The sequence below is a fragment of the Variovorax sp. 770b2 genome, assembly GCF_900115685.1.
In the GTDB taxonomy this organism is placed as follows: Bacteria; Pseudomonadota; Gammaproteobacteria; order Burkholderiales; family Burkholderiaceae_C; genus Variovorax.
The window spans coordinates 2,099,307-2,121,881 of the sequence record NZ_FOXJ01000001.1; the positions used below are offsets into that span (position 1 = coordinate 2,099,307).

The following is a 22,575-nucleotide window of genomic DNA, read 5'->3' on the forward strand; positions in this document are numbered from 1 at the left end:
GTGGCACTGGAAATGCCCGCGGCAAGGCTGGAGCGAGGGCCGAAGACAAAGACCTTCAGCATCCCTTAAGTAAATCAATCGTTTGATTTCGTCCGTGGTTTAATGCCGGGCATGAACGCGAGGGATCCCATCATTTCCACGCCGCGCCGCGCCGCGCGCGCCGATGGCGCCGAGGCGCGCCACCGCCTCCTGCACACCGCCCTGCGGCTCTTCGCGCAGAAGGGCTTCGCCAAGACTTCGACCCGCGAGATCGCCCGCGAGGCCGGGGTCAACATCTCGGCCATCAGCTACTACTTCCGCGACAAGAACGGCCTGTACGGCGCCTGCTTCACCGAGCCGATGGGCGGCGACTCCGACGACCTGGTGGCGATCTTCAGCACCCCCGACCTCACGCTCGAAGCGGCCCTGCGCATCTGCTTCACCTCGGTGATCGAGCCGCTCAAACAGGGCGAGATCGTGCGGCAATGCATCCAGCTGCACATGCGCGAAATGCTGGAGCCGACCAGCCAGTGGGCCAAGGAAATCGAGCGCGACATCAAGGGGCCGCACCGCGCCATCGCCGAGCTGCTGTGCCGCCACCTGAAGCTGGAGCGCGCCGACGACGACATCCACCGCCTGACCTTCGCGATCACGGGGCTGTCGATGCAGCTCTACGTGAACCAGGATTTCATCGAGGCCGTGCGCCCGTCGCTCTTGCGCACGCCGCGCAGCATCGACACCTGGGCCGATCGCCTCACCGTCTACGCCCTGGCGCTGGTGCAGGCCGAGGCCGCGCGCCGGCAGGGCGCGGGCGTCGACGAAAAAACCGCCACCGCGCCTGCGCCCTCCCCTGCACGCGCCGCGAGAAAGAAGCCATGAGACGACTCCGACTGATTGCCTCCCGCTGCCTCCTCCCGTTGGGCTTGAGCCTGGGCCTTGCGGGCTGCGGCCTGATGCGCCCGCCGGCCACCGTCGAGGCGCCGTTCCCCGCGCAATGGAATGCGCCCCTGCCCCACGGCGGCTCGCTCGCATCGCTGGCCGACTGGTGGCGCCAGCTCGACGACCCGCTGCTGGTCGAACTGATCGCCGCGGCCGAAACCGCCAGCCCCAATCTCGCGAGCGCCGCGGCGCGCGTGGCCGAGGCGCGCTCCACGCGCGTGCAGGCCGGCGCGGCGCTGCTGCCCAGCCTGGACGGCACAGGCACGGCGAGCCGCGGTGTCTCGGGCTCGTCCTTCAGCGGGGGCGGCACGGGCGCTTCTTCATCGAGCAGCAGCAGCGCCGCGGCGGCAGCCACCGCGCCGCTCACCACGCTGCAGGCCGGCCTGCAATCCAAGTGGGAGATCGACCTCTTCGGACGCCTGCGCGCCGACCGCGATTCGGCCCAGCAGAAGCTCGACAGCGCCACCGCCAAATGGCACGACGCGCGCGTGGCCGTCGCGGCTGAAACCGCCAACGCCTATTTCGCCGAGCGCGCCTGCCGGCAGCAGTTGCGCGTGTCCGAGTCCGATGCCAAGTCGCGCAGCGAAACCTCGCGGCTCACCGACCTGTCGGCGCGCGCCGGTTTCACCGCGCCGGCCGATGCGGCGCTCGCGCGCGCCAGCGCCTCGGACGCCTCCGGCCGCCTCACGCAACAGCGCGCCCAGTGCGCGATACAGCGCAAGGCGCTGGTGGCGCTCAGCGGCATCGACGAACCCACGCTCGCGCAGAAGCTCGCCGTCTCGCACACGCAGCGCGCGCTGGTGGTGATGGGCAGCATCCAGAGCGTGCCGGCAGCGGCACTGTCGCAGCGGCCCGATGTGTACGCGGCCGAACTCGCCGTGGCATCGGCCAGCGCCGACGTAGGCTCGGCCGAGGCCGAGCGCTATCCCAAGCTCAGCATCTCCGGCTCCATCGGCCGCATGCAGATCCGCACCAGCGGTTTTCGCGAGTCGCTGGACACCTGGACGGTCGGGCCGGTGTCGCTCACCGTGCCGCTCCTGGATGGCGGCGCCCGCCAGGCCAACACCGATGCGGCCAAGGCGCGCTACACCGAGGCCGTGTCGCTCTACCGCGCGAACGTGCGGCAGGCGGTGCGCGAGGTGGAAGAGGCGCTCGTGAACCTCGACGCGATCGATGCCCGCACCACCGATGCCGACAGTGCCGTGAAGAACTACCAGGCCTCCTTCGACGCCACGCAGGCGCGCTACAGCAGCGGCCTGGCGAGCCTGTTCGAGCTGGAGGACTCGCGCCGCACCCTCTTCACCGCGCAGACCGCGCGCGTCACGCTGCAGCGCGAACGCGCCGAAGCCTGGGTTTCGCTGTACCGCTCGATGGGCGGCGGCTGGAACCGGCCTGAATCGTCAATGACCTCTTCCTCGACCTCTACGGTTGCGACGTCACCATGAAAACAATGAAGCGTTCCACCCTTGTCATCGCGCTGCTGGCGCTCGTCATCGTCGTCGTTGCGGCCGTGTGGCTCGTGCGCAAGCCCTCGGGCACGCCCGCCGAGCAGGCCGCGGCGGCCAAGTCCAAAGACGCCAAAGACGGCGCACCGGCGCCCAAGCCCTCGCTGACCGTCACTGTCGCCAGGCCCGAAGCCACCGAGCTGACGGTCACGCTCGCTGCCAACGGCAACGTGGCCGCCTGGCAGGAGGCCGTCGTCGGCTCCGAGTCCAACGGCCTGAGGCTCGCCGAGGTGCGCGTGAACGTGGGCGACGTGGTCAAGAAGGGCCAGGTGCTCGCCGTGTTCTCGCCCGAGACGGTGCAGGCCGACATCGCCCAGTCGCGTGCCTCGCTGGCCGAAGCCAGGGCCACGGCCGCAGACGCCGCCGGCAATGCCGCGCGCGCCCGCACGCTGCAAGCCACCGGCGCACTGAGCCAGCAGCAGATCAACCAGTACCAGACCACCGAGCAGACCGCCAAGGCGCGCGTCGAGGCGGCCGAGGCCGTGCTCGCCGCGCAGCAGGTGCGCGGGCGCAACACGCAGGTGCTGGCGCCGGACGACGGCGTGATTTCCGCGCGCACCGCCACGGTGGGCAGCGTGGTGTCGGCCGGCACCGAGCTCTTTCGCCTGATCCGCCAGGGCCGCCTCGAATGGCGCGCCGAAGTCACCTCGGCCGAGCTCGCGCGCATCGCGGTCGGCACCCAGGCCTTCGTGGTGAGCGCCAGCGGCGCGCAGGTGCGCGGCAAGGTGCGCAGCATCGCGCCGACGGTCGATCCGCAGACGCGCGCGGCGCTGGTCTACGTCGACCTGCCCACGGTGCTGCAGAACACGGGCGTGAAGGCCGGCATGTTCGCGCGCGGCGACTTCGAACTGGGCCGCACCTCGGCGCCCACCGTGCCGCAGGCCTCCATCGTTCCGCGCGACGGCTTCAACAACGTGTTCCTGCTGCAGCCGGACAACCGCGTCTCGCAGCTGAAGGTGCAGATCGGCCGCCGGCTGAACGACCGCATCGAGATCACCAGTGCGCTGCCCGAAGGCGCGCAGATCGTCGTGCAGGGGGCGGGCTTCCTGAACGACGGCGACCTGGTGCGCGTCGTGGCGGCAACGCCGCCGGCCGCCGTGCCGGCCAAATCCGCGGCATCCGCCGCGGTCGCCAAATAAGACAAACAAGGACACGCCATGAACGTTTCCGCCTGGTCCATACGCAACCCGATTCCGGCGGTGATGCTGTTCGTGCTGCTCACCTTCGGTGGGCTGCTGTCGTTCAACGCGATGAAGGTGCAGAACTTTCCGGACATCGACCTGCCGACCGTCACGGTCTCGGCGTTGCTGCCCGGCGCCGCGCCTTCGCAGCTGGAAACCGACGTCGCGCGCAAGCTCGAGAACTCCATCGCCACCGTGCAGGGCCTGAAGCACATCACCACCAAGGTGCAGGACGGCGCTGCCACGCTGATCGTCGAGTTCCGTCTCGAAAAGCCCGTGCAGGAAGCCGTGGACGACGTGCGCTCCGCGGTGCAGCGCGTGCGCGCCGACCTGCCGGCCGACGTGCGCGACCCGGTGGTCACCAAGCTGGACCTGGCGGGCCAGCCGGTGCTGGCCTTCACCATCTCCTCCTCGCAGATGGACGCCGAGGCGCTCAGCTGGTACGTGGACAACGACATCACCAAGAAGCTGCTCGCGCTGCCCGGCGTGGGCGCGGTGAACCGCGTGGGCGGCGTCACGCGCCAGGTGCACATCGACCTGGACCCGGCCAAGCTGCAGGCGCTGGGCGCCTCGGCCGGCGACATCTCGCGCCAGCTGCGCCAGGTGCAGGTGGAAAGCGCCGGCGGGCGCTTCGACCTGGGCGGCAGCGAGCAACCGGTGCGCACGATGGCCACCGTGCAGTCGGCCGACCAGCTGGCGGACATCCAGATCGTGCTGTCCGACGGCCGCCGCGTGCGCCTGGACCAGGTCGCGCGCATCAGCGACACCATCGCCGAGCCGCGCTCGGGGGCCCTTCTCAACGGCAAGCCGGTGGTCGGCTTCGAGGTGGCCCGCAGCCGCGGCGCCAGCGAAGTGGAAGTGGGCCATGCGGTGCAGAAGGCGCTGGCCGACATGCGCGCGCAGCGCCCCGACATCGAGCTGACCGAAGCCTTCAACTTCGTCGATCCGGTGGAAGAGGAATACAACGGCTCGCTGCACCTGCTGTACGAGGGCGCCATCCTGGCGGTGATCGTGGTGTGGCTCTTCCTGCGCGACTGGCGCGCCACGTTCGTCTCGGCGGTGGCGCTGCCGATGTCGGTGATTCCGGCCTTCATCGGCATGTACCTCCTGGGCTTCTCGGTCAACGTGATCTCGCTGCTCGCGCTCTCGCTGGTGGTCGGGATATTGGTGGACGATGCGATCGTGGAGGTCGAGAACATCGTGCGGCACCTGCGCATGGGCAAGACGCCCTACCAGGCGGCGATGGAGGCGGCCGACGAAATCGGCCTGGCGGTGATCGCCACCACCTTCACGCTGATCGCGGTGTTCCTGCCCACGGCGTTCATGAGCGGCGTGGCCGGCAAGTTCTTCAAGCAGTTCGGCTGGACGGCCTCGCTCGCGGTGTTCGCCTCGCTGGTGGTCGCGCGGGTGCTCACGCCCATGATGGCGGCCTACATCCTGAAGCCGATCGTGGGTGCCGAGAAAGAGCCCGGCTGGCTTCGCTGGTACATGCGCGCCGTGGAGTGGAGCACGCACAACCGCTTCAAGACGATGGTGCTGGCCACCCTCTTTTTCTTCGGCTCGCTGGCGATGATCCCGCTGCTCAAGACCGGCTTCATTCCGCCGGACGACAACTCGCAGACGCAGGTGTACCTGTCGCTCGCGCCGGGCTCCACGCTCGCGCAGACCACCGCGGCCGCCGAGGAAACGCGCAACCGCGTGATGAAGATCGCGCACGTGAAAAGCGTCTACACCACGGTGGCCGGCGGCAGCGCGGGCGGCGATCCGTTCGCCAGTTTCGGCACGCCCGAGACGCGCAAGGCCACGCTCACCATCAAGCTGGACGAGCGCGGCGACCGGCCGCGCAAGCAGGTCATCGAGAACCAGATCCGCACCGCCCTGGAAACCCTGCCCGGCGTGCGCAGCACCGTGGGCCTGGGCGGCTCGGGCGAGAAGTACATCCTGGCGCTCACGGGCGAAGACCCGGTGGCGCTTGCGGCCGCGGCCAGCGCGGTCGAGAAGGACCTGCGCACCATCGCGGGCCTGGGCAACATCACCTCCACCGCGAGCCTGATCCGCCCCGAGATCGCGGTGCGCCCCGACTTCGCGCGCGCCGCCGATCTGGGCGTGACCAGCGCGGCCATCGCCGAGACGCTGCGCGTGGCCACGCTGGGCGACTACGACCAGTCGCTCGCCAAGCTCAACCTCGCGCAGCGGCAGGTGCCGATCGTGGTGAAGCTGGAAGACTCGGCGCGCAAGGACCTGGACCTGCTCGGGCGCCTCTCGGTGCCCGGTGCGCGCGGCCCCGTCATGCTCAGCCAGGTGGCCTCGCTCACCATGGAAGGCGGCCCGGCCGTGATCGACCGCTACGACCGCTCGCGAAACGTCAACTTCGAGATCGAACTGTCCAGCGTGGGCCTGGGCGATGCGAAGACCGCGGTGATGAACCTCCCCTCAATCCAGAAGCTGCCGCCCGGCGTGCGCGTGACCGAGGTGGGCGACGCCGAGGTGATGACCGAACTCTTCGCGAGCTTCGGCCTCGCGATGCTCACGGGCGTGCTGTGCATCTACATCGTGCTGGTGCTGCTGTTCAAGGACTTCCTGCACCCGGTGACCATCCTGTGCGCGCTGCCGCTCGCGCTGGGCGGCGCCTTCGTGGGCCTCTTGATCGGGCAGAAGGCGCTCTCGATGCCCTCGCTGATCGGCTTGATCATGCTCATGGGCATCGCGACGAAGAACTCGATCCTGCTGGTGGAATACGCCATCGTGGCGCGCCGCGACCACGGCATGAGCCGCTGGGACGCGCTGCGCGACGCCTGCCACAAGCGCGCGCGCCCCATCATCATGACCACGCTCGCCATGGGCGCCGGCATGCTGCCGATCGCCGTGGGCTTCGGCGCCGCCGACTCCAGCTTCCGCTCGCCGATGGCGATGGCGGTGATCGGCGGGCTGATCACCTCGACGGTGCTGAGCCTTCTGGTGGTGCCGGCGGTGTTCACCTACATCGACGACATCGAGCACTGGATCAAGCGCACCGTGCGCAGGCTGCGCGGGCAGCCGGCCGACCCGCACATCGACGACGACCTGGTCGAGACGCCGCGGCCCGCGGCCTGACGCGGGGTCTTGTCCCCTCTCCCGCTCGCGGGAAAGGGAGCCGAACCTCAAGCCGCGAACGTCGTATCCAGCCAGTCGCCGATGCGCGCCATCGCCAGCCGCTGTGCCCCCGCATGGCAGTGCGCACCGGCACCCAGCGTGTCGTCGAGCGCGAGAAAAGTCTTCGGGCACGTGAGGTGCGCATACAGCGCCTCGGGCTGGCCCTTGAAGAACATGTCGTTGGCGGCGGCGCACACCAGCGTCGGGCACTGGATGCGCTCGGCCACGCCGTCGGCCACGTTGTAGTCCAGCAGCGTCGAGAGATAACCGCGCGCCGTGCCCTTGCCGGTGACCCAGGCGCCGTGGCCGAAGGCCCAGCGCGCCTGCGCATCGTGCGCGGCGACCTGCGCGAGTGCCTTGTCGATGTCCGGTGCCGAGGGCGCTGTGAGCACACGGCGCGCCACCTCGCGCTGGCCGCCGAACATCGGCAGCGTCTTCTCGCCCATGTCGTAGATGCCGTCCAGCGCGATCAGTGCGCGGATGCGCGGCTCGAACGCCGCCGCGCGCGGCGCCAGCACGCCGCCCAGGCTGTTGCCCAGCAGCGCGACGCGCTTCGCATCGACGTCGGGCCGTGCCAGCACATGGTCCAGCACCGGGCCGACCACGCGCTCCCAGTCGGGCCGCAGCACCAGGCCTTCGCAGTGCATCGGGCCGGGCTGGCCGGGGCCGTCGAAGCTCAGCACGTTGTAGCCGCGCTCGGCCAGCGCGGCGGCGGCAACGTAGTGCATCTCTTCCACCGAGCCGTCGAAGCCGTTGTGCATGACGACGGTGGGTCGACGCTTGTTGCCCATGCCGGCCGCGCGATAGAAATAGCCCGGCAGGCTCGTGCCTTCGTAGCGGATGCGCACCGGCTCGATCGCGCCGTTCGTGAGCCGTACGGCCGCGCGAAAGCACTCGACGCTGCGGTCGTAGGCCGCGTTGATGCGCGGATCGGCCGGGTTGCCGTGCAGGAAGAACTCCGCGCTGCGGTAGTAGTTAGAGGCGCGGAAGAACGCATCGCGCGCACTCACCGCGTGGCCCGCGGCCAGGCTCTTCTGCGCCTCGGCGGCCACCCGGTCGGCGGTGAGGCGCCATTCGTCGTGCCAGCTGTCGTAGTCGCCGCCGCGGATGCGCTGGGCGGTGACCACCACTTCGCCGAAGTCCGCGCCGCCATAGGCGATGTGGCCGAAGGAGCGCAGCGTCTCGTACCAGAAGGTGTCGTCCTGCGCGAAGAGGAAGGGCTTCAGTCCGGATGCGGCGGATGCGGCCGATGCGGCCGATGCAATGGGCGCGGGCGATGCCGCCGCCGGTGCTTGCGAGCGGGTCTCTTGCGCCCTCGCACCGAGGGCGACCGCGCCGGCGGCAGCAAGGATCGAGCGGGCGAAATGACGGCGTTCCATGGTGGATTTCCTTTCGGTGTTCGTGGCGGGCAAAGACATTTCGTCTTCGGTGCCGGACTCTAGGAACGCGCACTGCGCGCTGCATCCGCCTTGCGACGGAATGCGGCAGGCACAGCGCGAACGGCCACCGCGGCGCGCCAACGGCTGCCCGTTCGGCCGGTGAAATAGGCTGCATGGCGGATTTCGCGCAAGGACCGCCCTTCGAATAATCCCGGTGCCACTTCACACACGACACACCGGCATCGCCGGGGGAGACACCCCATGACTCGACCTACCCTGCGCTTCGGATCACACGGCGCCGACGTGTCGCTGATGCAATCGGCCCTGAACCAATGGGTGACGTCCAAGCTCCCGCTGCTCGTGGCCGACGGACAGTTCGGCGCCAAGACCAACTCGAAGGTCAAGGAATACCAGAGCTTCTTCAAGCTGGTGCCCGACGCCATCGTCGGGCCGCAGACCTGGGCCGTGCTGGAGGCGCTGATCGGCCAGGTCATCGGGCTGCTGGTGCCGCCGGGGAACCACAAGACGCCGTCTGAGCTCGGCGCCAACGTGGTGACGGCGGCCGAGGCCGCGCTGGCCAAATGGGGCTGGACGCTGGCCTCGCAACCCAACCAGAACGTCGAGCGCATTGCCGCGGCGCTGTGCGCGGACAGCGGCAACCCGAAGCGCCCGCGCCAGGGCGGCGTGGGGTTGCAGAAGATCTTTCAGGACGCGAGCGTTCCCGGCGCCTACATCGGCCGCTGCCCCACCATCACCGCGCAGGCAGTGCAGAAATGGCAGGAGATGAATGCCGGCGCCTGGCGCAACACCAACGACCTGTGCGCGTGGTGCGGCATCTTCTGCATCTACGTGTACCGCGCCGCCGGCGTGAGCGTGCCGGGCGGCTGGGCGCAGCACACCCAGAACGTGTTCGACCGCAAGGTGTTCCAGCGCATCAGCGACTACTCGGCGGTGTTCCCGGGCTGCATCGGCGTGGTGAGCGGCATCAAGCCGGGCGGGCGCAACCACCACTTCATCGTCACCTCGAACGCCAACGACCGCATGGAGAGCATCGACGGCAATGCCTTCGGGCCCGACGCCAACGACAAGAGCAAGGGCAACAAGAGCGTGATTGCGCGCAACGCCTATCCCTACTCGCAACTCCAGCAGGAGACGGCGTACTTCCTCGCGCCCGTGGCAGGGGCCTGAACGAAAAATGCCGCGGGGCCAGGGCGCCGCGGCATCTTGCAGAGAAAGCGAAAGCGTCTCAGGCGTCCAGCTGCGCCAGCCGCTTCAACTTGCGGTCGCTCATGCGCTTGGCCAGGCGCGGCAGCACCAGCACGGCGACCACGATGATCACCAGCGCGATCGACATCGGACGCTGGAAGAACACCACCGCGCTGCCCTCGCCGATCGACATGGCGTTGCGCAGCTGCGCTTCGGCCAGCGGCCCGAGGATCATGCCGACGACCACCGGCGCGGTCGGAAAGTCGAAGCGCCGCATCACCACGCCCAGGAGGCCGATGGCGTAGAGCAGGAACAGGTCGAACGCGCTCTGGCGCATGCCGTAGGCACCCACCGTCGCGAAGATCAGGATGCCGGCGTAGAGCTGCGGCTTCGGGATCTTCAAGAGCTTGACCCACAGGCCCACCATCGGCAGGTTCAGCACCAGCAGCATCACGTTGCCGATGTAGAGCGAGGCGATCAGCGCCCACACCAGCGCGGCCGATGTGGTGAAGAGCTGCGGACCCGGCTGGATGCCGTAGTTCTGGAACGCGCCCAGCAGGATGGCGGTGGTGTTGGAGGTCGGAATGCCCAGCGTGAGCAGCGGGATCAGCGCGGCCGTCACCGTGGCATTGTTGGCCGCCTCAGGGCCGGCCACGCCTTCGATGGCGCCGGTGGTGCCGAACTCGGCCTTGGCGTCCTTGTCCTTGGCGAGCTTCTTTTCCATCGCATAGCTCAGGAAGGTCGGGATCTCCGTGCCGCCGGCCGGAATGCAGCCGAACGGCGTGCCGATGGCGGTGCCGCGCAGCCACGCGGGAATCGAGCGCCTCCAGTCGCGCTTGGTCATGTGCACGCGGCTGAGCTTGTTCTGGCCCTCGGTGACCTTGCCTTCGTAGAGCACGGCGTACAGCACCTCGGCCACTGCGAACAGGCCGACCGCGACCAGCACGATCTCGATGCCGTCCAGCAGTTCGGGCACGCCGCCGGTGTAGCGGCCCTGGCCGGAGATCTGGTCCAGGCCCACGCAGCCGGCCGCAAGACCCACGAACAGCGCCGTCATGCCGCGCAGCGTGCTCTTGCCGAGCACCGCGCTCACCGTGGTGAAGGCCAGCAGCATCAGGAGGAAATACTCGGGCGGGCCGAGCTTGACCGCGAACTCGGCCACGAAGGGCGCGAACAGCGTGACGATGACCGTGGCGATGGTGCCGGCCACGAAGGAGCCGATGGCGGCGGTGGCGAGCGCAGCGCCCGCCCTTCCGCTCTTGGCCATCTTGTTGCCCTCCATCGCGGTCACCATGCTGGCGGTTTCGCCGGGCGTGTTCAAGAGGATCGAGGTGGTCGAGCCGCCGTACATGGCGCCGTAGTAGATGCCCGAGAAGAAGATCATCGAGGCCGTGATGTCGACCTTGCCGGTGATGGGCAGCAGCATGGCCACCGCCACCGCCGGACCGATGCCGGGCAGCACGCCCACGGCCGTGCCCAGGGCACAGCCGATCAGGCACCAGAGCAGATTGATCGGGGTGATCGCCGTGGCGAAACCCGCCATGAGTGCGTTGAAGATTTCCATGTCAGAGCCACCCGGTGGAAGTGAGGCCCGGCAGGCTGATGGCCAGGAATTGCGTGAACATCCAGAACACCGGGGCGGCGATGAGCACGCCGGTGACGAAGTCGATGGCGAAGGTGCGCGGCGAATTCACGCCGGCCTGTCCGCTCGCGCGTCGCAGGCCCTGCACGGCCAGCACGTAGCACAGCGTGCAACTCAGGATGAAGCCCAGGGTGGTGATGAGCGCCGCGTTGAGCAGCAAGCCCGCCGAGACCCAGATGAAGCCGGGCCAGTAGGCGCGATCGGCACCCGTGGGCGCGTCCAGTTCGCGGAAGCCGCCGGTGCGCGCTTCCCAGAGGATCCAGCCGCCGCAGAGCACGAGCACCACGGACACCATCCAGGGCAGGAAGTTGGGGCCGACGCCGCCGTAGCCGGCTTCGGAAGAAATGCCGATGGCGCCGAAGGCGAGCGCCAGGCCGGCGAGCAGCACGCCCGCGCCGACGAGGGTTTGCGGCCATACCGCCGCCGCCTGGGCCGCCGTGTCGGGCGGAGAAACCGAGGGTTCTGGAGTTGTCATTTTTTGCGCCCGGAATGTGGTGCTGGATTTGAAAACGGCACGCTGTCGTCTCTTGCGAGGACAGCGTGCCATTCGGCAGGCAAGTGGTGCGGTGTGCGCGTCAGACCATGCCGGACTTGGTCATGATGGCGCGCAGGCTGGCGAAGTCGTCGTCCACGAACTTGGCGAAGGCATCGCCCGACAGCACGGCCGGCGTCCATTCGTTCTTCTTGAGCGACTCGGCCCACGAGCCGCTCTTGAGCGCGGCCAGCACCATGTCGGTCAGCGCCTTGCGCTGCTCGGCCGAGATGCCGGGGGCGCCGTACACGCCGCGCCAGTTGCCGATTTCCACGTCGATGCCCTGTTCCTTGAGCGTGGGCACGTTGATGCCCGGCAGGCGCTGGGCCGAGGTGACGGCAATCGCCTTCATCTTGCCGGCGGCGATGTACTCGGCGAATTCGCTGTAGCCGCTGCCGCCGACGGTGACGTTGCCGCCCAGGATGGCGGCGGTGGCTTCACCGCCTCCGCGGAAGGCCACGTAGTTGATCTTGGACGGATCGGCGCCGACCTTCTGCGCGATCATGGCCGCGGCGATGTGCTCGGTGGAGCCGCGCGAACCGCCGCCCCACTTGACGCTGCCCGGGTCCTTCTTGAGCTGGTCGACCACGTCCTTCATGGTCTTCAGGGGCGAATTGGCCGGCAGCACGAACACGTTGTATTCGGTGGTCAGGCGCGCGATGGGCGTGGCCTGTTCCAGCTTGACCGGCGGCTTGCCGGTGATGATGCCGCCCAGCATGACCGAGCCCATGACCATCAGCGCGTTGGCATCGGCCTTGGAGCCGTTCACGAACTGGGCCAGGCCCAGCGCGCCGGCGGCGCCGCCCTTGTTGTCGTAGGTGACGGTGTCGGCCACCTTGGCGTCGCTCAGGGCCTTGCCCAATGCACGGCCGGTGGTGTCCCAGCCACCGCCCGGGTTGGCGGGGATCATCATCTTGACGTTGGCTGCAGCACGTGCCGAGAGCGGAAGCGCTCCGGCGGCGGCCAGAGCGGCCAGGGACTTCAAAAAGGTATCGCGACGCATCGTTGTCTCCAGAGGGGCTGAAAGAAAGGTGGCAGGAACCTGAAGGAACCTGACTCAGGCCTGAGCCGCTATCATGCGCCGCCCCGCTGTCAGTTGGCTGTCCGCCAGACTGGGGAAAACACCAAAGTATCCATTGCGCTCTCCCCGTATGACCCTCGTATGAAGCTGCTGCTGGTCGAAGACGATCCCTCGATGCAGATCACGCTGCAGCGCGCCCTTGCCCGCCGCCGCATCGACGTGCGCGTGTGCGGCGACGGGGCCGAGGCGGTGGCGCAGTGGCGCGCCATCGAGCCCGATGTGGTCGCGCTCGACCTGAGCCTGCCCAACCTGGACGGCCTGCAGGTGCTCGCCCAGGCCCGCGCCGAGGGGCTGCGCACCCCCGTGCTGCTGCTCACGGCCCGCGGCACGGTGGGCGACCGCATCGTGGGCCTGAACGCAGGTGCCGACGACTACCTGCCCAAGCCCTTCGACCTGGACGAACTGGAAGCCCGCATCCGCGCACTGCGCCGGCGCAGCCAGAGCGCGGGACCCGATTCGGGCCTGAACCCGCAGGAGATCGGCGGCCTGCGCTTCGAGCCCGACAACGGCGCCATCTACAACCGCGCCGATCTGCTGGAGCTCACGCCGCGCGAGTTGGCGCTGATGAAGGCGCTGATGATGAAGCCGGGCCACGCGGTCACCAAGGAGCGCCTGTTCGAGCTGGTGTTCCCGGGCGAGACCGACGTGCAGTACGAGGCCATCGAGGTGGTGGTGTATCGCCTTCGCAAGAAGCTCGCGGGCACGGGCGCCGTGCTGATGACGATGCGCGGCCTGGGTTATCTCCTCAGGCCCGAGACATGAAGGCCGCATGAGGCATGTCTCCTCGCTGCGCGCGCGGCTGCTGATCGGCATCCTCGCGCCGGTGGCGCTGTTCATCGTGATCAACAGCGTGAGCCTGTATCGCCAGAGCCTGGCGGCGGCCACCACCGCCTACGACCGCACGCTGCTCGCCTCGGCCAAGACCATCGGCGAGCAGCTGGACGTGGAGGGCTACGACGAGCGCGCGCAGCTGCGCGCCATCGTGCCCTACTCCGCGCTGGAGGCCTTCGAGGCCGACAACCGCAGCCGCCTCTTCTATCGGGTCTCCGCGCTCGATGGCGAACTGATCTCGGGTTTCGTCGAACTGCCGTTCTGGCGGGGCCGCATTCCGGACCGCAGCGCGTATGCGGCGCTGGTCGATTTCTACGACGCGCAGTTCCGGGGGCAACCCGTTCGCGTCGCGGTGCTGCTGCAGCCGGTGGCCAGCGCGCGCGGCCGCGGCATGGCGGTGGTGCAGGTCGCCGAGACGCTCGAGCTGCGCGAGACGCTGGTGCGCAAGCTGCTGCTGGACACGCTGTGGCGCCAGTTGCTGCTGATGGGCGTGATCGCGGGCGTCACGGTGTTCGTGGTGCACCGCGCCACGCGCCCGGTGCGCGAACTGGGGGAAGCGATCGAAAAGCGGCCGGCGGACGATCTCTCGCCCATCGACGCGCCCGATGCGCCGCGCGAACTGCTGCCGCTGATCGACGCCACCACCGAGGTGATGGGACGGCTGCAGCGGCTGCTGGACCACCAGAAGCGCTTCGTGCGCGACAGCGCCCACCAGCTGCGCACGCCGCTCGCGGTGCTCAAGGCACAGGTGCAGTCGGCGCGCCGCGGCGACGTGGCGCCCGAGCAGGCCTTCGGCGAGATCAGCCAGACGGTCGAGCGCGCCACGATGCTGGCCAACCAGATGCTCTCGCTTGCAAAAGTGGAGCAGTTGCGCCAGCAGCCCGAGTCGGTGACGCTCGACCTCTGCGACGTGGTGCGCAACGTCGTGCTCGACCTGTCGCCGCTGGTGGCCGACAAGGCGCTGGATTTCGAACTGGCCGCGGGCGAGCCGGTGGCCGTGCGCGCGCACCAGTGGATGCTGCAGGAGCTCACGCGCAACCTGCTGCACAACGCGATCAAGCAGAGCCCGCAGGGCGCGGCGCTGTCGGTGAGCGTGCGCGCTGTCGACGGTCACGCGGTGCTCATCGTGCGCGACGAAGGGCCCGGCATTTCGCCCGAGCTGCGGCAGCGGCTGTTCGCGCCCTTCTCCGCCGGCAGCGCGTCCAGCGGCTCGGGGCTGGGCCTGGCGATCTGCCGCGAGATCGTGCTGGCGCTGGACGGACGCATCGACCTGGAGAACCGCACCGCGCAGGGCGCCACGCAGGGCACTACGCAGAGCACTACGCTGGACAGCGCCGCCAGGGTCATCGGGCTGGACGCCGTCGTGCACCTGCCGCTCTGGCGGCACAATTCCTGACCTATGGAATCTTCTCTGGAACGTCTGCGCATCGACAAATGGCTCTGGGCCGCACGCTTCTTCAAGACGCGTTCGCTGGCCGCGGAGGAAATCGGCAAGAACCGGGTGCAGGTGAACGGCGACGTCGCCAAGGCCTCGCGCGAGGTGAAGGCCGGCGACACCGTGACGATGCGCCTGGGCGTGCAGACGCGGACCGTGACGGTGCGCGGCATCAGCGGCCAGCGCGGGCCGGCGCCGGTCGCCCAGCTGCTCTACGAGGAGACGGCCGAGAGCATTGCCGCACAGGCCGCTCTCCGCGAGCAACGCCGCATGGGCAGCGAGCCGGCACTGGCCATCGAGCAGGGCCGCCCGACCAAGCGCGACCGGCGCGATCTGGACGGCGCGGTGCGCCACGCCGAATGGGACAACCGCTGGAGCGCCTCGATCGACCCTGAAGATACCGAGCGCTGATTCGCTTACGCTGTCGGCTTTCCTTTTTCTGCAGGAGTTCCGGTTCATGGCCAGCTTCAAGAAATACCGCGTCGGCAGCAAGTTCAAGCTCTCGCACATCGACCCCGGCGACACCGCCTTCTGCGAGGGCGATGAAGCGGCCCAGCGCGAAGAAGTCGACGCGATGGCCGTCGAGCTCGACGAGCTGCAGAACCTGCTGCACGCCGAAGGCCGCCGCAAGGTGCTGCTGGTGCTGCAGGGCATGGACACCAGCGGCAAGGACGGCACGGTGCGCTGGGTGTTCTCGCGCACCTCCCCGCTGGGCGTGCGCGTGGCGGCCTTCAAGGCGCCGACCGAAGAAGAACGGGCCCGCGACTATCTCTGGCGCTGCCACGCCGTCGTGCCGCGCACCGGCGAGATCGCGGTGTGGAACCGCAGCCACTACGAAGACGTGCTGGTGCCGGTGGTCGAAGGCTGGATCGACAAGACCGAGACCCAGCGCCGCTATGCGCAGATCAACGACTTCGAACGGCTGCTGGTCGAGACCGGCACGGTCATCGTGAAGTGCATGCTGCACATCGACAAGGACGAGCAGCGCGAGCGCCTGCAGGCGCGCATCGACACGCCCGGCAAGCAGTGGAAATTCAGCATGGGCGACCTGGAAGTGCGCACCAAGTGGAGCGCCTACCAGCGCGCCTACGAGAACGCGCTCTCGGCCACTTCGAGCGAGCATGCGCCCTGGTACGTGATACCGGCCAACAGCAAGCGGCACCGCAACCTGATGATTGCGCAGTTGCTGATGAAGACGCTGCGGCAGATGAAGTTCAAGGCCCCGCCGCCGGACCCGGCGCTCAAGGGAATGATCGTCAAGTAGGACGGTGCCGTTGGTTGCAGCGGCGTCGTGCCACTGCAACGTCCTGTTTGTAAAGTGCTCGGCGGCCTACGAGGCCGTGCACCGCCGCAAACTAAGGTTCATGCCGTACCTGCTCAAGGTGCATCCATCAACCCGAGGGACTCCAACATGAAAAAGATACTCTTCGTTCTCGCCGCCTGCGTCATTTCCAGTGCCGCCTTGGCACAGCCCATGTCGCCGCGCCACGGACCGGGCTATGACCGGTCGCACGCCGGACAGAACCACCGCAAGCACAAGGTCTGGGTGCCCGCGCACCGGGAGCATGGCCGCCGGGTGCCGGGCCACTACGTCTGGCGTTGAAGCCGATGAAGCCGGAGCCGGCATGGGGCGCCGGCAGTTGCGTTGCCTGAGGAAACTCAGGAGCGGCGCACCGGCGCCTGCGCCAGCACGCGGCACTTGCCGAATTCGCAACGCACCGCCCAGGTTCCACCGTTTTCGCAAGGCACGTTGTACGACTCGAAGCCCGGGCCCTTGGCCGTGAGCTCGGCGCGCGGCTGCACGTTGCAGCGACCGGCCTTGGCCAGCGATTCGACGTTGTAGGTGTCGATGCCCGTGCGGCGCGGCTTGGCGGCGACGACCGGATCGAAGGTGTGGCCGTAGAAGGTGTCGCGCACGTCCGGATCGAGGTTGCGATAGCCGCGCTTGGCCATGCAGTGGACGATGGCGATCTCCTGGTGCTCGGCGATGAGTTCCGAGGTCGGGCGACCGTTCCAGTCGATGACCGCTGCGCTGATGCCGGTGTACGAAGCGGCGGCCACGATGCCCTGGCCGTGCACCGTGATCAATCCGAGGCCGAGTGCCAGCCACATCGCATCGCCGGTTTCGCTGCGCGCCGTGATGCGGGTGGCGGCGGTGCGGCAGGCCTGCACGTCGCTGTCGTAGCGCACCTTGTCGACGCCTTCCATGGCGACCAGGGGCACGTAGGTGAGTCCAGACCCTGTGCCAGGTTCGGTCGGCACCAGCGGCGCCCTGGCGGTACAGCCCATCAGGGCGACAGCGGCGAACGCAATGCTCAGCAACAGCTTCATGGGATTCCCTCGTCCTCTTTCGCGATAGTTCCGCGGATTTAACCATACATATAGTTACTCTTGAATCGACTTGTCGCGAATGCACGACGACCTGTGCGCGGGCATGCGACCATGCGTTTCCCCGCCCTCTCCGGGCTGCAAACCAAAGTCCCCGTGAAGTTCTCGATTCCGGCGCTGTGCGCCTTCCTGGCGATCTGTTGCGGCGCGCCGACATCCCTCGCGCAGACCGCGCCCCCTGCACCCGTCATGGACCTGCTGCGGAAAAACGGCTGCATGGCCTGCCACGGCCTCGTCCACAAGCAGGTCGGCCCGGGTTTCGCGCAGATCGCGGACCGCTATCGCAACGATCCGGAAGCGCCGCCGCGCCTGGCCGAGAAGATCCGCAACGGCAGCGTCGGGGCCTGGGGGCGCGTCATCATGCCGCGGCAAAGCCTGGTCTCGGAGGCCGATGCGCGGGTGCTGGCGAGCTGGGTGCTGTCGCAGCCGTCGCCGGGCCCGAAGTAGCGCTCGCGCCTGCGCTCAGGAAGACCGCGCAGCCTTTTCTCCATCGGCCTTGCGCTGCAGCGGCAGCCAGAGCGTGAAGCGCGTGCCGCCGCTGCCGGACTCCCAGCTCACGGTCCCGCCGATTGCCATGGCACGCTGCTGCTGGTTGCGCAGCCCCCGGCCGCTTCGCTGCAGGGCCTCGTCCACGGCGAAGCCCGCGCCGTTGTCCTCGATCACCACGCAGACGCCCTCGCCCACCGTCGCGGTACTGAAGCAGATGGTGGTGGCCCGCGTGTGGCGCAGCACGTTGGCGATGCACTCCTGCATGATCCGCAGGATGTGCAGCGCGCTGCCCGCATCCAGCCAGGGCAGCTCGGGCACGGGCTGCACTTCCCAGCGCAGCGCGACGCCGGCGCTCTCGATGCGCGGCGCCAGGCGAAAGCGCAAGGTCGCGAGCAGCAGCAACACATCGGCGTCCACGCTTTCCATGGAGTCGATCGCCAGCTTCAGGTCGTCCATGCAGCCCTTGAGCACGTCGGAGATCTCGGCGTCGTTCATCGCGCCCCGCTCCACCGAGCGGATGGCGCTGATCAGCGAGGAGCCCAGCCCGTCGTGCATGTCCTGCATCAGGCGCCGGCGCTCGGCGTTGAGCATCTGCTGGTTCTCGATCACGCGCAGCCGCTGATAGCTTTGCTCCAGCTCGGCTTCGCGCGCCTGCAGGCGCTGGGCCAGGCCCTTGTTCAGCCGGGCCACCTCGGCGAACGCGCCGGTGTAGCGCTCGAACATGATGTACGAGAAGACGAAGAACAGGCTGATGATCGCGTAGGGCGAGGTGTAGACGCTCTCCGGGCTCACCAGGTTGTTCTGCAGGAGCCCGTCGTAGGAGGTGAACGCGACGGCGAAGACCGTCCAGCCCGCCACCAGCCGCCCCTCGGGCAATTTCGCGCGCAATGCCTTGCGCAGGTTTACCGCGAAGATCAGCACCGCGACGGGCAGCACCGCCAGGTTGAGCAGCGGCGTGATGAGGTAGAGGCTCGCGATCGAGGGCGACAGGTGCGGCAGCGTGGCGATGCTGCAGCCCGTTGCCAGCGCCAGCGACGAGCGGGTCAGCCACGGCGAAGGCTGCTGATGCAGGCGCTCCAGGAACAGGTGGATGGCGATGATCAGCCAGATCAGCGAGGCCACGGTCATCCATTCGAACAGCTCGTCCGAGATCGGGAGATAGCTGCCGCCCGCGTAGTAATGCACCGTCCGCAGGAAAGCGAGCGCCGAGATGGCGAAGAACAGCAGGTAGAGTGGTTCGCGCCGCTTGCCCAGCCACACCGCGAAGGCGAAGGCGCCCACCGCCAGGAACGCGGCGCTGCCCATGAACGGCAGCTGCACCTGCAGCAGCTGGCGGGCCTGGTAGCGCCAGACCAGCGATGCCTGGTCGCCCACCCACACGGTCGAGAATCCGCTCCCGCTGCTGCGCAGGCGGTCCACGCGGATCAGCACGGAGGTGGGGGAAGGTGTGCCGGCGGCCGCGTTCAATGGCAGCAACAGCGGATGGTTGTAGCCGTTGTGGACGGGACTGCCATGCGATTGATAAAGCAGCACGCCGTCGCCATACACCGCGATGTGGCCCAGGGTCTTCCAGCGCGGGAGATAGAGAAGGCGCTGCTGCGCCGACGGCGCGAGCCCGGAGAGATCGATGCGGTACCAGTCGGTGAGGGTGCGTATGCCGCCCAACGACGTGGGAACCAGTTCGCGCCCGGCGGTGTGCGGCAGGCTGATCTCCCGCCATTCGTCGCCCGGCAGGCGGGCGTCCTCGGCAAGCCGCGGCGGATCGGAATAGCCGGTGCCGGGAACGGTCAGCAACTCGGCGCGGGTGATGTGGACCGCGCCGTCGCGTTGCGGCGTGTGGACCGCGCCGTCCTGTTGTGACGCGTGGACCGCGCCGTCGCGCTGCGGCGCTTCGCCCGCCGCCGGCGGTTCGCTGGCATGCGCAAGAGGCAAGGCAAGCAACGGCAGGGCGAGGCACAGCCTTGCGATCCATTGCCCCGTCTGCCTGCAGCCCTTGCGGATGGTGTGTCGGCCAGGGGCAACGGAAGACGTGTGCATTAGTTCACAATTATGTCTCCGCCCACCCCGTTGCGCGTCGCACCGGCACCAGGCCGCAGCGCGCGCCCCGCTACCCCATCATCGCCGCGGCCGCCTTGATGGCCTCGCGAATGCGGCCGTAGGTGCCGCAGCGGCACACGTTCTCGATGGCATCGATGTCGGCATCGGTCGGGTTGCGGGTGCGCCGCAGCAGGTCGACCGCCGCCATGATCTGCCCGGGCTGGCAGAAGCCGCACTGCGGCACGTCCAGGTTCATCCAGGCCTGCTGCACCGGATGCAGCACGTTGCCGTTGGCCAGGCCCTCGATGGTCGTCACCTGCCGGCCGCGCACGTCGGCCACCCGCGTGGAGCAGGTGGTGACCGCCTTGCCGTCCACGTGGCAGGTGCAGGCCTTGCACACGTTGATGCCGCAACCGTACTTCGGGCCGGTGATGCCCAGTTTGTCGCGCAGCACCCAGAGCAGCGCCATGTCGTCGGGCGCCTCGACATCGACGTTGCCGCCGTTCACCTTGAAAGATTGCATGGGCATGGCGAACTCCTCAGGCGGGGACCGGCACGACGACCGGCGTGGGCAGCTTGCCCGGGGGGATGGGGGTGAAATCGACCGGGAAATTCAGCGGGAAGCTGCGTGGTTTGCGGCCCGTGGCGCGCGCGTAGGCGTTGGCGATCGCGCTCGAGCTGGCCGACAGGCCCACCTCGCCCAGCCCGCCGATCGCCTCGCCGGTGCTGGCCGGCATGATGATCACCTTCACGTCCTTCGGGTAGCTCTTCATGCGCGCGAAGTGGTACTGCGAATAGCTGCCTTCCAACGGCAGGCCGTTCTGGATGTGCAGCCCCGCCGTGAGCACGATGGAGATCGACTCGCACAACCCGCCCTGCATCTGCGCCTCGATGCCCGAGGGGTTGATGGGCGTGCCGACGTCGATCGCGATGGTGGCGCGAATGACCTTCACGTCGGTCGGCACCCGCCCATCGATCTCGACGATGCAGGCCGTGAACGACTTCGACTCCTGGTGCACGCCCACGCCTTGCGCAAAACCCGCCGGCATCGCCTTGCCCCATCCCGCCGCCTCGGCCGCCGCCCTGAGTACCGCGCGTGCGCGCGGCAATCGCAGGTACTCCAGGCGGAACGCGACCGGGTCCTTGCGCAGCGCCCGGGCCATGTCGTCGACCAGGATCTCCTCCACCAGGCGCGAGGGCTGGATGTGCACCGAGCGGTACGAGCAGGTGTTCATGTCCATCGCCACCGGCGTCAAGAGCTTGGTGGTGACGCCGAAGTTGTAGGGCGACGTGACCATCGTCTTGAACATGATCTGCTCGATGGCGAAGTTGCCCACCGTCTGCGGAAAGCCGTTGGGCAGCGCGATGGCCGCGGCCCCCAGCATCTCGCCGAAGCCGTGGCGCGTATCCAGCCGCACCCCGGCGATGCGCTGCTCGAAGGCGATGACCTGGCCCAGCAGCATCGTGGCGCGCGCCCGGTGGAACATGGGCGGGCGCACGCGGCCGTGGCGCATGTCGTCGGTGCGGTGGTACATCAGCTTGCAGGGCCGGCCCAGCGCCTTGGAGGCCTGCACCGCCTGCAGCGTCGCGTCCCAGAAGAGCCGCCGCCCGAAGGAGCCGCCCGAGGGCACCGCGTGCACCTTCACCCTGTCCAGCGGCAGGCCCAGCTCGACGGCAATGGCCTGTTGCGTGACGATCGGGCTCTGCAGGCCGGACCAGATCTCGGCCCGGTCGGCACGCACGTCGGCAATGGCGCATTCGGTTTCCATCGGGCAGTGCGAAACCGCCGCGAACTCGAACTCGCCCTCGACCGTGAGCGCGCCCAGCGGCGGCAGCAGGAAAGGCAACAGCGCGGATTTCAGCTTCTGCTGGATGCTGGCGTTGGACTCGCCCGCCACCGGGCCGGCGGTCCAGGTGACGTCCAGCGCATTCACCGCGGCCCAGGCCTGCCCGAAGGTCTCGGCCATCACCGCCACGCCGGGCGGCGTGGGCACGATGCCGGTGGTCGCGGGAATCGGCGCGATGCCCAGAACGCCCGGCATCGCCGTCACCGTGTTCAGGTTGTTGATGCGCACGAACTTGCCGTTGATGGTCGGCGGGCGGCACACCATGGTCGGCATCGCCTGGGGCACGGCCTGGTCCATCGAGAACTTCTTGCGCCCGGTCACGATGTCCAGCGCGTCCAGGCGTGTCGTTCGCTGCCCGACGACCGCATTCGCGCTGCCCGAGAGCAACCCGCCCAGGCCACCCAGCAGCGGCATGCCGGCATGCAGCGACCGCACGCTGGACGACCCGCCGGTGAGCTGGTTGAAGATGAGCTCCGGGCTGGCGTCGGCCGAGCCGACCTCGATCGCGCTCAGCGGCAGGCGCAGCTTGTCGGCCAGCATCATCGCGGCGGCGGTGGCGATGCCCTGGCCCGACTCCAGGCGCGGGAGTTCCAGCCGCACGCGGCCGTTGGCAACGTTGCTCACCTTGACCAGCGGCATGGTCGGCAACGCGGTGAGCGTGACCGCATCGCCGATGTCGATCAGGTCGGTGGTGTCGGGGGGCGTCATCGGCAGGATTGCGGCCTCGGCCGTCGAGGGGGCTGCGAGCCCGCCAAGACCTATGGCAGCGGCTGAAACCAAAGGCGCCGAAGCCGCGTATCCCAGGAGGTCGCGCCGGCGCATGCCGGGTGGTTCGTCTTGGCGCGGCACATGCGTGGGGACCGTGCCGGATTCGGGATGTTCCATCCTTGTCTCCTGTCTTCTGGTTGTGGCGAACAGGAGTCAATATGTCATGATCATTGCGCCGAGAGTGTCGTTTCAACGACATTCCTT

The 22,575-nt window shown here is 68.6% G+C and carries 19 protein-coding genes; 11 read left to right on the forward strand and 8 right to left on the reverse strand.

Features of this window, described 5'->3' with window-relative positions:
* Window positions 1–102 precede the first annotated feature (102 nt).
* Genes BM133_RS09595 through BM133_RS09610 form a run of 4 tightly spaced genes read left to right on the forward strand, consistent with a single transcriptional unit; the run spans window position 103 to window position 6,697 of the window.
* Window positions 103–858: a TetR/AcrR family transcriptional regulator gene (locus BM133_RS09595; protein ID WP_093433281.1), complete on the forward strand. Its 756-nt coding sequence runs from the start codon at window positions 103–105 to the stop codon at window positions 856–858.
* Window positions 855–2,363: an efflux transporter outer membrane subunit gene (locus BM133_RS09600; RefSeq protein ID WP_093433283.1), complete on the forward strand. Its 1,509-nt coding sequence runs from the start codon at window positions 855–857 to the stop codon at window positions 2,361–2,363. The genes BM133_RS09595 and BM133_RS09600 overlap by 4 nt, the downstream gene beginning before the upstream one ends.
* A complete protein-coding gene (locus BM133_RS09605; RefSeq protein WP_093433285.1) occupies window positions 2,360–3,562 on the forward strand; it encodes an efflux RND transporter periplasmic adaptor subunit in 1,203 nt (400 codons plus the stop codon). The genes BM133_RS09600 and BM133_RS09605 overlap by 4 nt, the downstream gene beginning before the upstream one ends.
* 18 nt (window positions 3,563–3,580) lie before the next feature.
* Entirely contained in the window at window positions 3,581–6,697 is a 3,117-nt protein-coding gene (locus tag BM133_RS09610; RefSeq protein ID WP_093433286.1) for an efflux RND transporter permease subunit, read from the forward strand.
* 47 nt (window positions 6,698–6,744) lie between these two features.
* On the opposite strand, the gene BM133_RS09615 is transcribed toward BM133_RS09610, so the two are convergent.
* A complete protein-coding gene (locus BM133_RS09615) occupies window positions 6,745–8,115 on the reverse strand; it encodes an alpha/beta hydrolase family protein (RefSeq protein WP_218158353.1) in 1,371 nt (456 codons plus the stop codon).
* 261 nt (window positions 8,116–8,376) lie between these two features.
* Between BM133_RS09615 and BM133_RS09620 the strand changes: the two genes are divergently transcribed.
* Window positions 8,377–9,303 carry a peptidoglycan-binding domain-containing protein gene (locus BM133_RS09620; protein WP_093433288.1) on the forward strand — a complete coding sequence of 309 codons (927 nt, stop codon included), beginning with the start codon at window positions 8,377–8,379 and terminating at the stop codon, window positions 9,301–9,303.
* 58 nt (window positions 9,304–9,361) lie between these two features.
* On the opposite strand, the gene BM133_RS09625 is transcribed toward BM133_RS09620, so the two are convergent.
* The 3 genes from BM133_RS09625 to BM133_RS09635 form a co-directional block, all read right to left on the reverse strand.
* Window positions 9,362–10,885, reverse strand: a complete 1,524-nt coding sequence (locus tag BM133_RS09625) for a tripartite tricarboxylate transporter permease (protein WP_093433289.1) — start codon at window positions 10,883–10,885, stop codon at window positions 9,362–9,364.
* Between the two features lies 1 nt (window position 10,886).
* Entirely contained in the window at window positions 10,887–11,438 is a 552-nt protein-coding gene (locus BM133_RS09630; RefSeq protein ID WP_093433291.1) for a tripartite tricarboxylate transporter TctB family protein, read from the reverse strand.
* Window positions 11,439–11,538: 100 nt separating this feature from the next.
* Window positions 11,539–12,498: a Bug family tripartite tricarboxylate transporter substrate binding protein gene (locus BM133_RS09635; protein WP_093433292.1), complete on the reverse strand. Its 960-nt coding sequence runs from the start codon at window positions 12,496–12,498 to the stop codon at window positions 11,539–11,541.
* 159 nt (window positions 12,499–12,657) lie between these two features.
* Between BM133_RS09635 and BM133_RS09640 the strand changes: the two genes are divergently transcribed.
* From BM133_RS09640 to BM133_RS34550, 5 genes are all read left to right on the forward strand, one after another.
* Entirely contained in the window at window positions 12,658–13,338 is a 681-nt protein-coding gene (locus tag BM133_RS09640) for a response regulator transcription factor (RefSeq protein WP_093433294.1), read from the forward strand.
* Between the two features lie 7 nt (window positions 13,339–13,345).
* Window positions 13,346–14,803 carry a sensor histidine kinase gene (locus BM133_RS09645; RefSeq protein WP_093433295.1) on the forward strand — a complete coding sequence of 486 codons (1,458 nt, stop codon included), beginning with the start codon at window positions 13,346–13,348 and terminating at the stop codon, window positions 14,801–14,803.
* A 15-nt stretch (window positions 14,804–14,818) separates the two neighbouring features.
* Entirely contained in the window at window positions 14,819–15,253 is a 435-nt protein-coding gene (locus BM133_RS09650; protein ID WP_013541870.1) for an RNA-binding S4 domain-containing protein, read from the forward strand.
* 46 nt (window positions 15,254–15,299) lie between these two features.
* Complete coding sequence (locus tag BM133_RS09655) at window positions 15,300–16,106, forward strand: PPK2 family polyphosphate kinase (RefSeq protein ID WP_093433297.1); 807 nt, start codon at window positions 15,300–15,302, stop codon at window positions 16,104–16,106.
* A 147-nt stretch (window positions 16,107–16,253) separates the two neighbouring features.
* Window positions 16,254–16,445 (forward strand): hypothetical protein, encoded by a 192-nt coding sequence (locus tag BM133_RS34550; RefSeq protein WP_143100103.1) that lies wholly within the window; start codon window positions 16,254–16,256, stop codon window positions 16,443–16,445.
* A 56-nt stretch (window positions 16,446–16,501) separates the two neighbouring features.
* On the opposite strand, the gene BM133_RS09660 is transcribed toward BM133_RS34550, so the two are convergent.
* Window positions 16,502–17,173 carry a hypothetical protein gene (locus BM133_RS09660; protein WP_093433298.1) on the reverse strand — a complete coding sequence of 224 codons (672 nt, stop codon included), beginning with the start codon at window positions 17,171–17,173 and terminating at the stop codon, window positions 16,502–16,504.
* A gap of 111 nt (window positions 17,174–17,284) precedes the next feature.
* On the opposite strand from BM133_RS09660, the gene BM133_RS09665 reads away from it, so the two are divergent.
* Window positions 17,285–17,677: a c-type cytochrome gene (locus tag BM133_RS09665; RefSeq protein WP_371286314.1), complete on the forward strand. Its 393-nt coding sequence runs from the start codon at window positions 17,285–17,287 to the stop codon at window positions 17,675–17,677.
* A 15-nt stretch (window positions 17,678–17,692) separates the two neighbouring features.
* Here the strand turns inward: BM133_RS09665 and BM133_RS09670 are convergent, their stop codons facing one another.
* The 3 genes from BM133_RS09670 to BM133_RS09680 all read right to left on the reverse strand — a co-directional run bounded on the left by BM133_RS09670 (window position 17,693) and on the right by BM133_RS09680 (window position 22,488).
* Window positions 17,693–19,660 (reverse strand): sensor histidine kinase, encoded by a 1,968-nt coding sequence (locus BM133_RS09670; protein ID WP_256219111.1) that lies wholly within the window; start codon window positions 19,658–19,660, stop codon window positions 17,693–17,695.
* A 166-nt stretch (window positions 19,661–19,826) separates the two neighbouring features.
* Window positions 19,827–20,285, reverse strand: a complete 459-nt coding sequence (locus BM133_RS09675) for a (2Fe-2S)-binding protein (RefSeq protein WP_093433301.1) — start codon at window positions 20,283–20,285, stop codon at window positions 19,827–19,829.
* A 10-nt stretch (window positions 20,286–20,295) separates the two neighbouring features.
* Window positions 20,296–22,488, reverse strand: a complete 2,193-nt coding sequence (locus BM133_RS09680) for a molybdopterin cofactor-binding domain-containing protein (RefSeq protein ID WP_093433303.1) — start codon at window positions 22,486–22,488, stop codon at window positions 20,296–20,298.
* Between the last annotated feature and the right edge of the window lie 87 nt (window positions 22,489–22,575).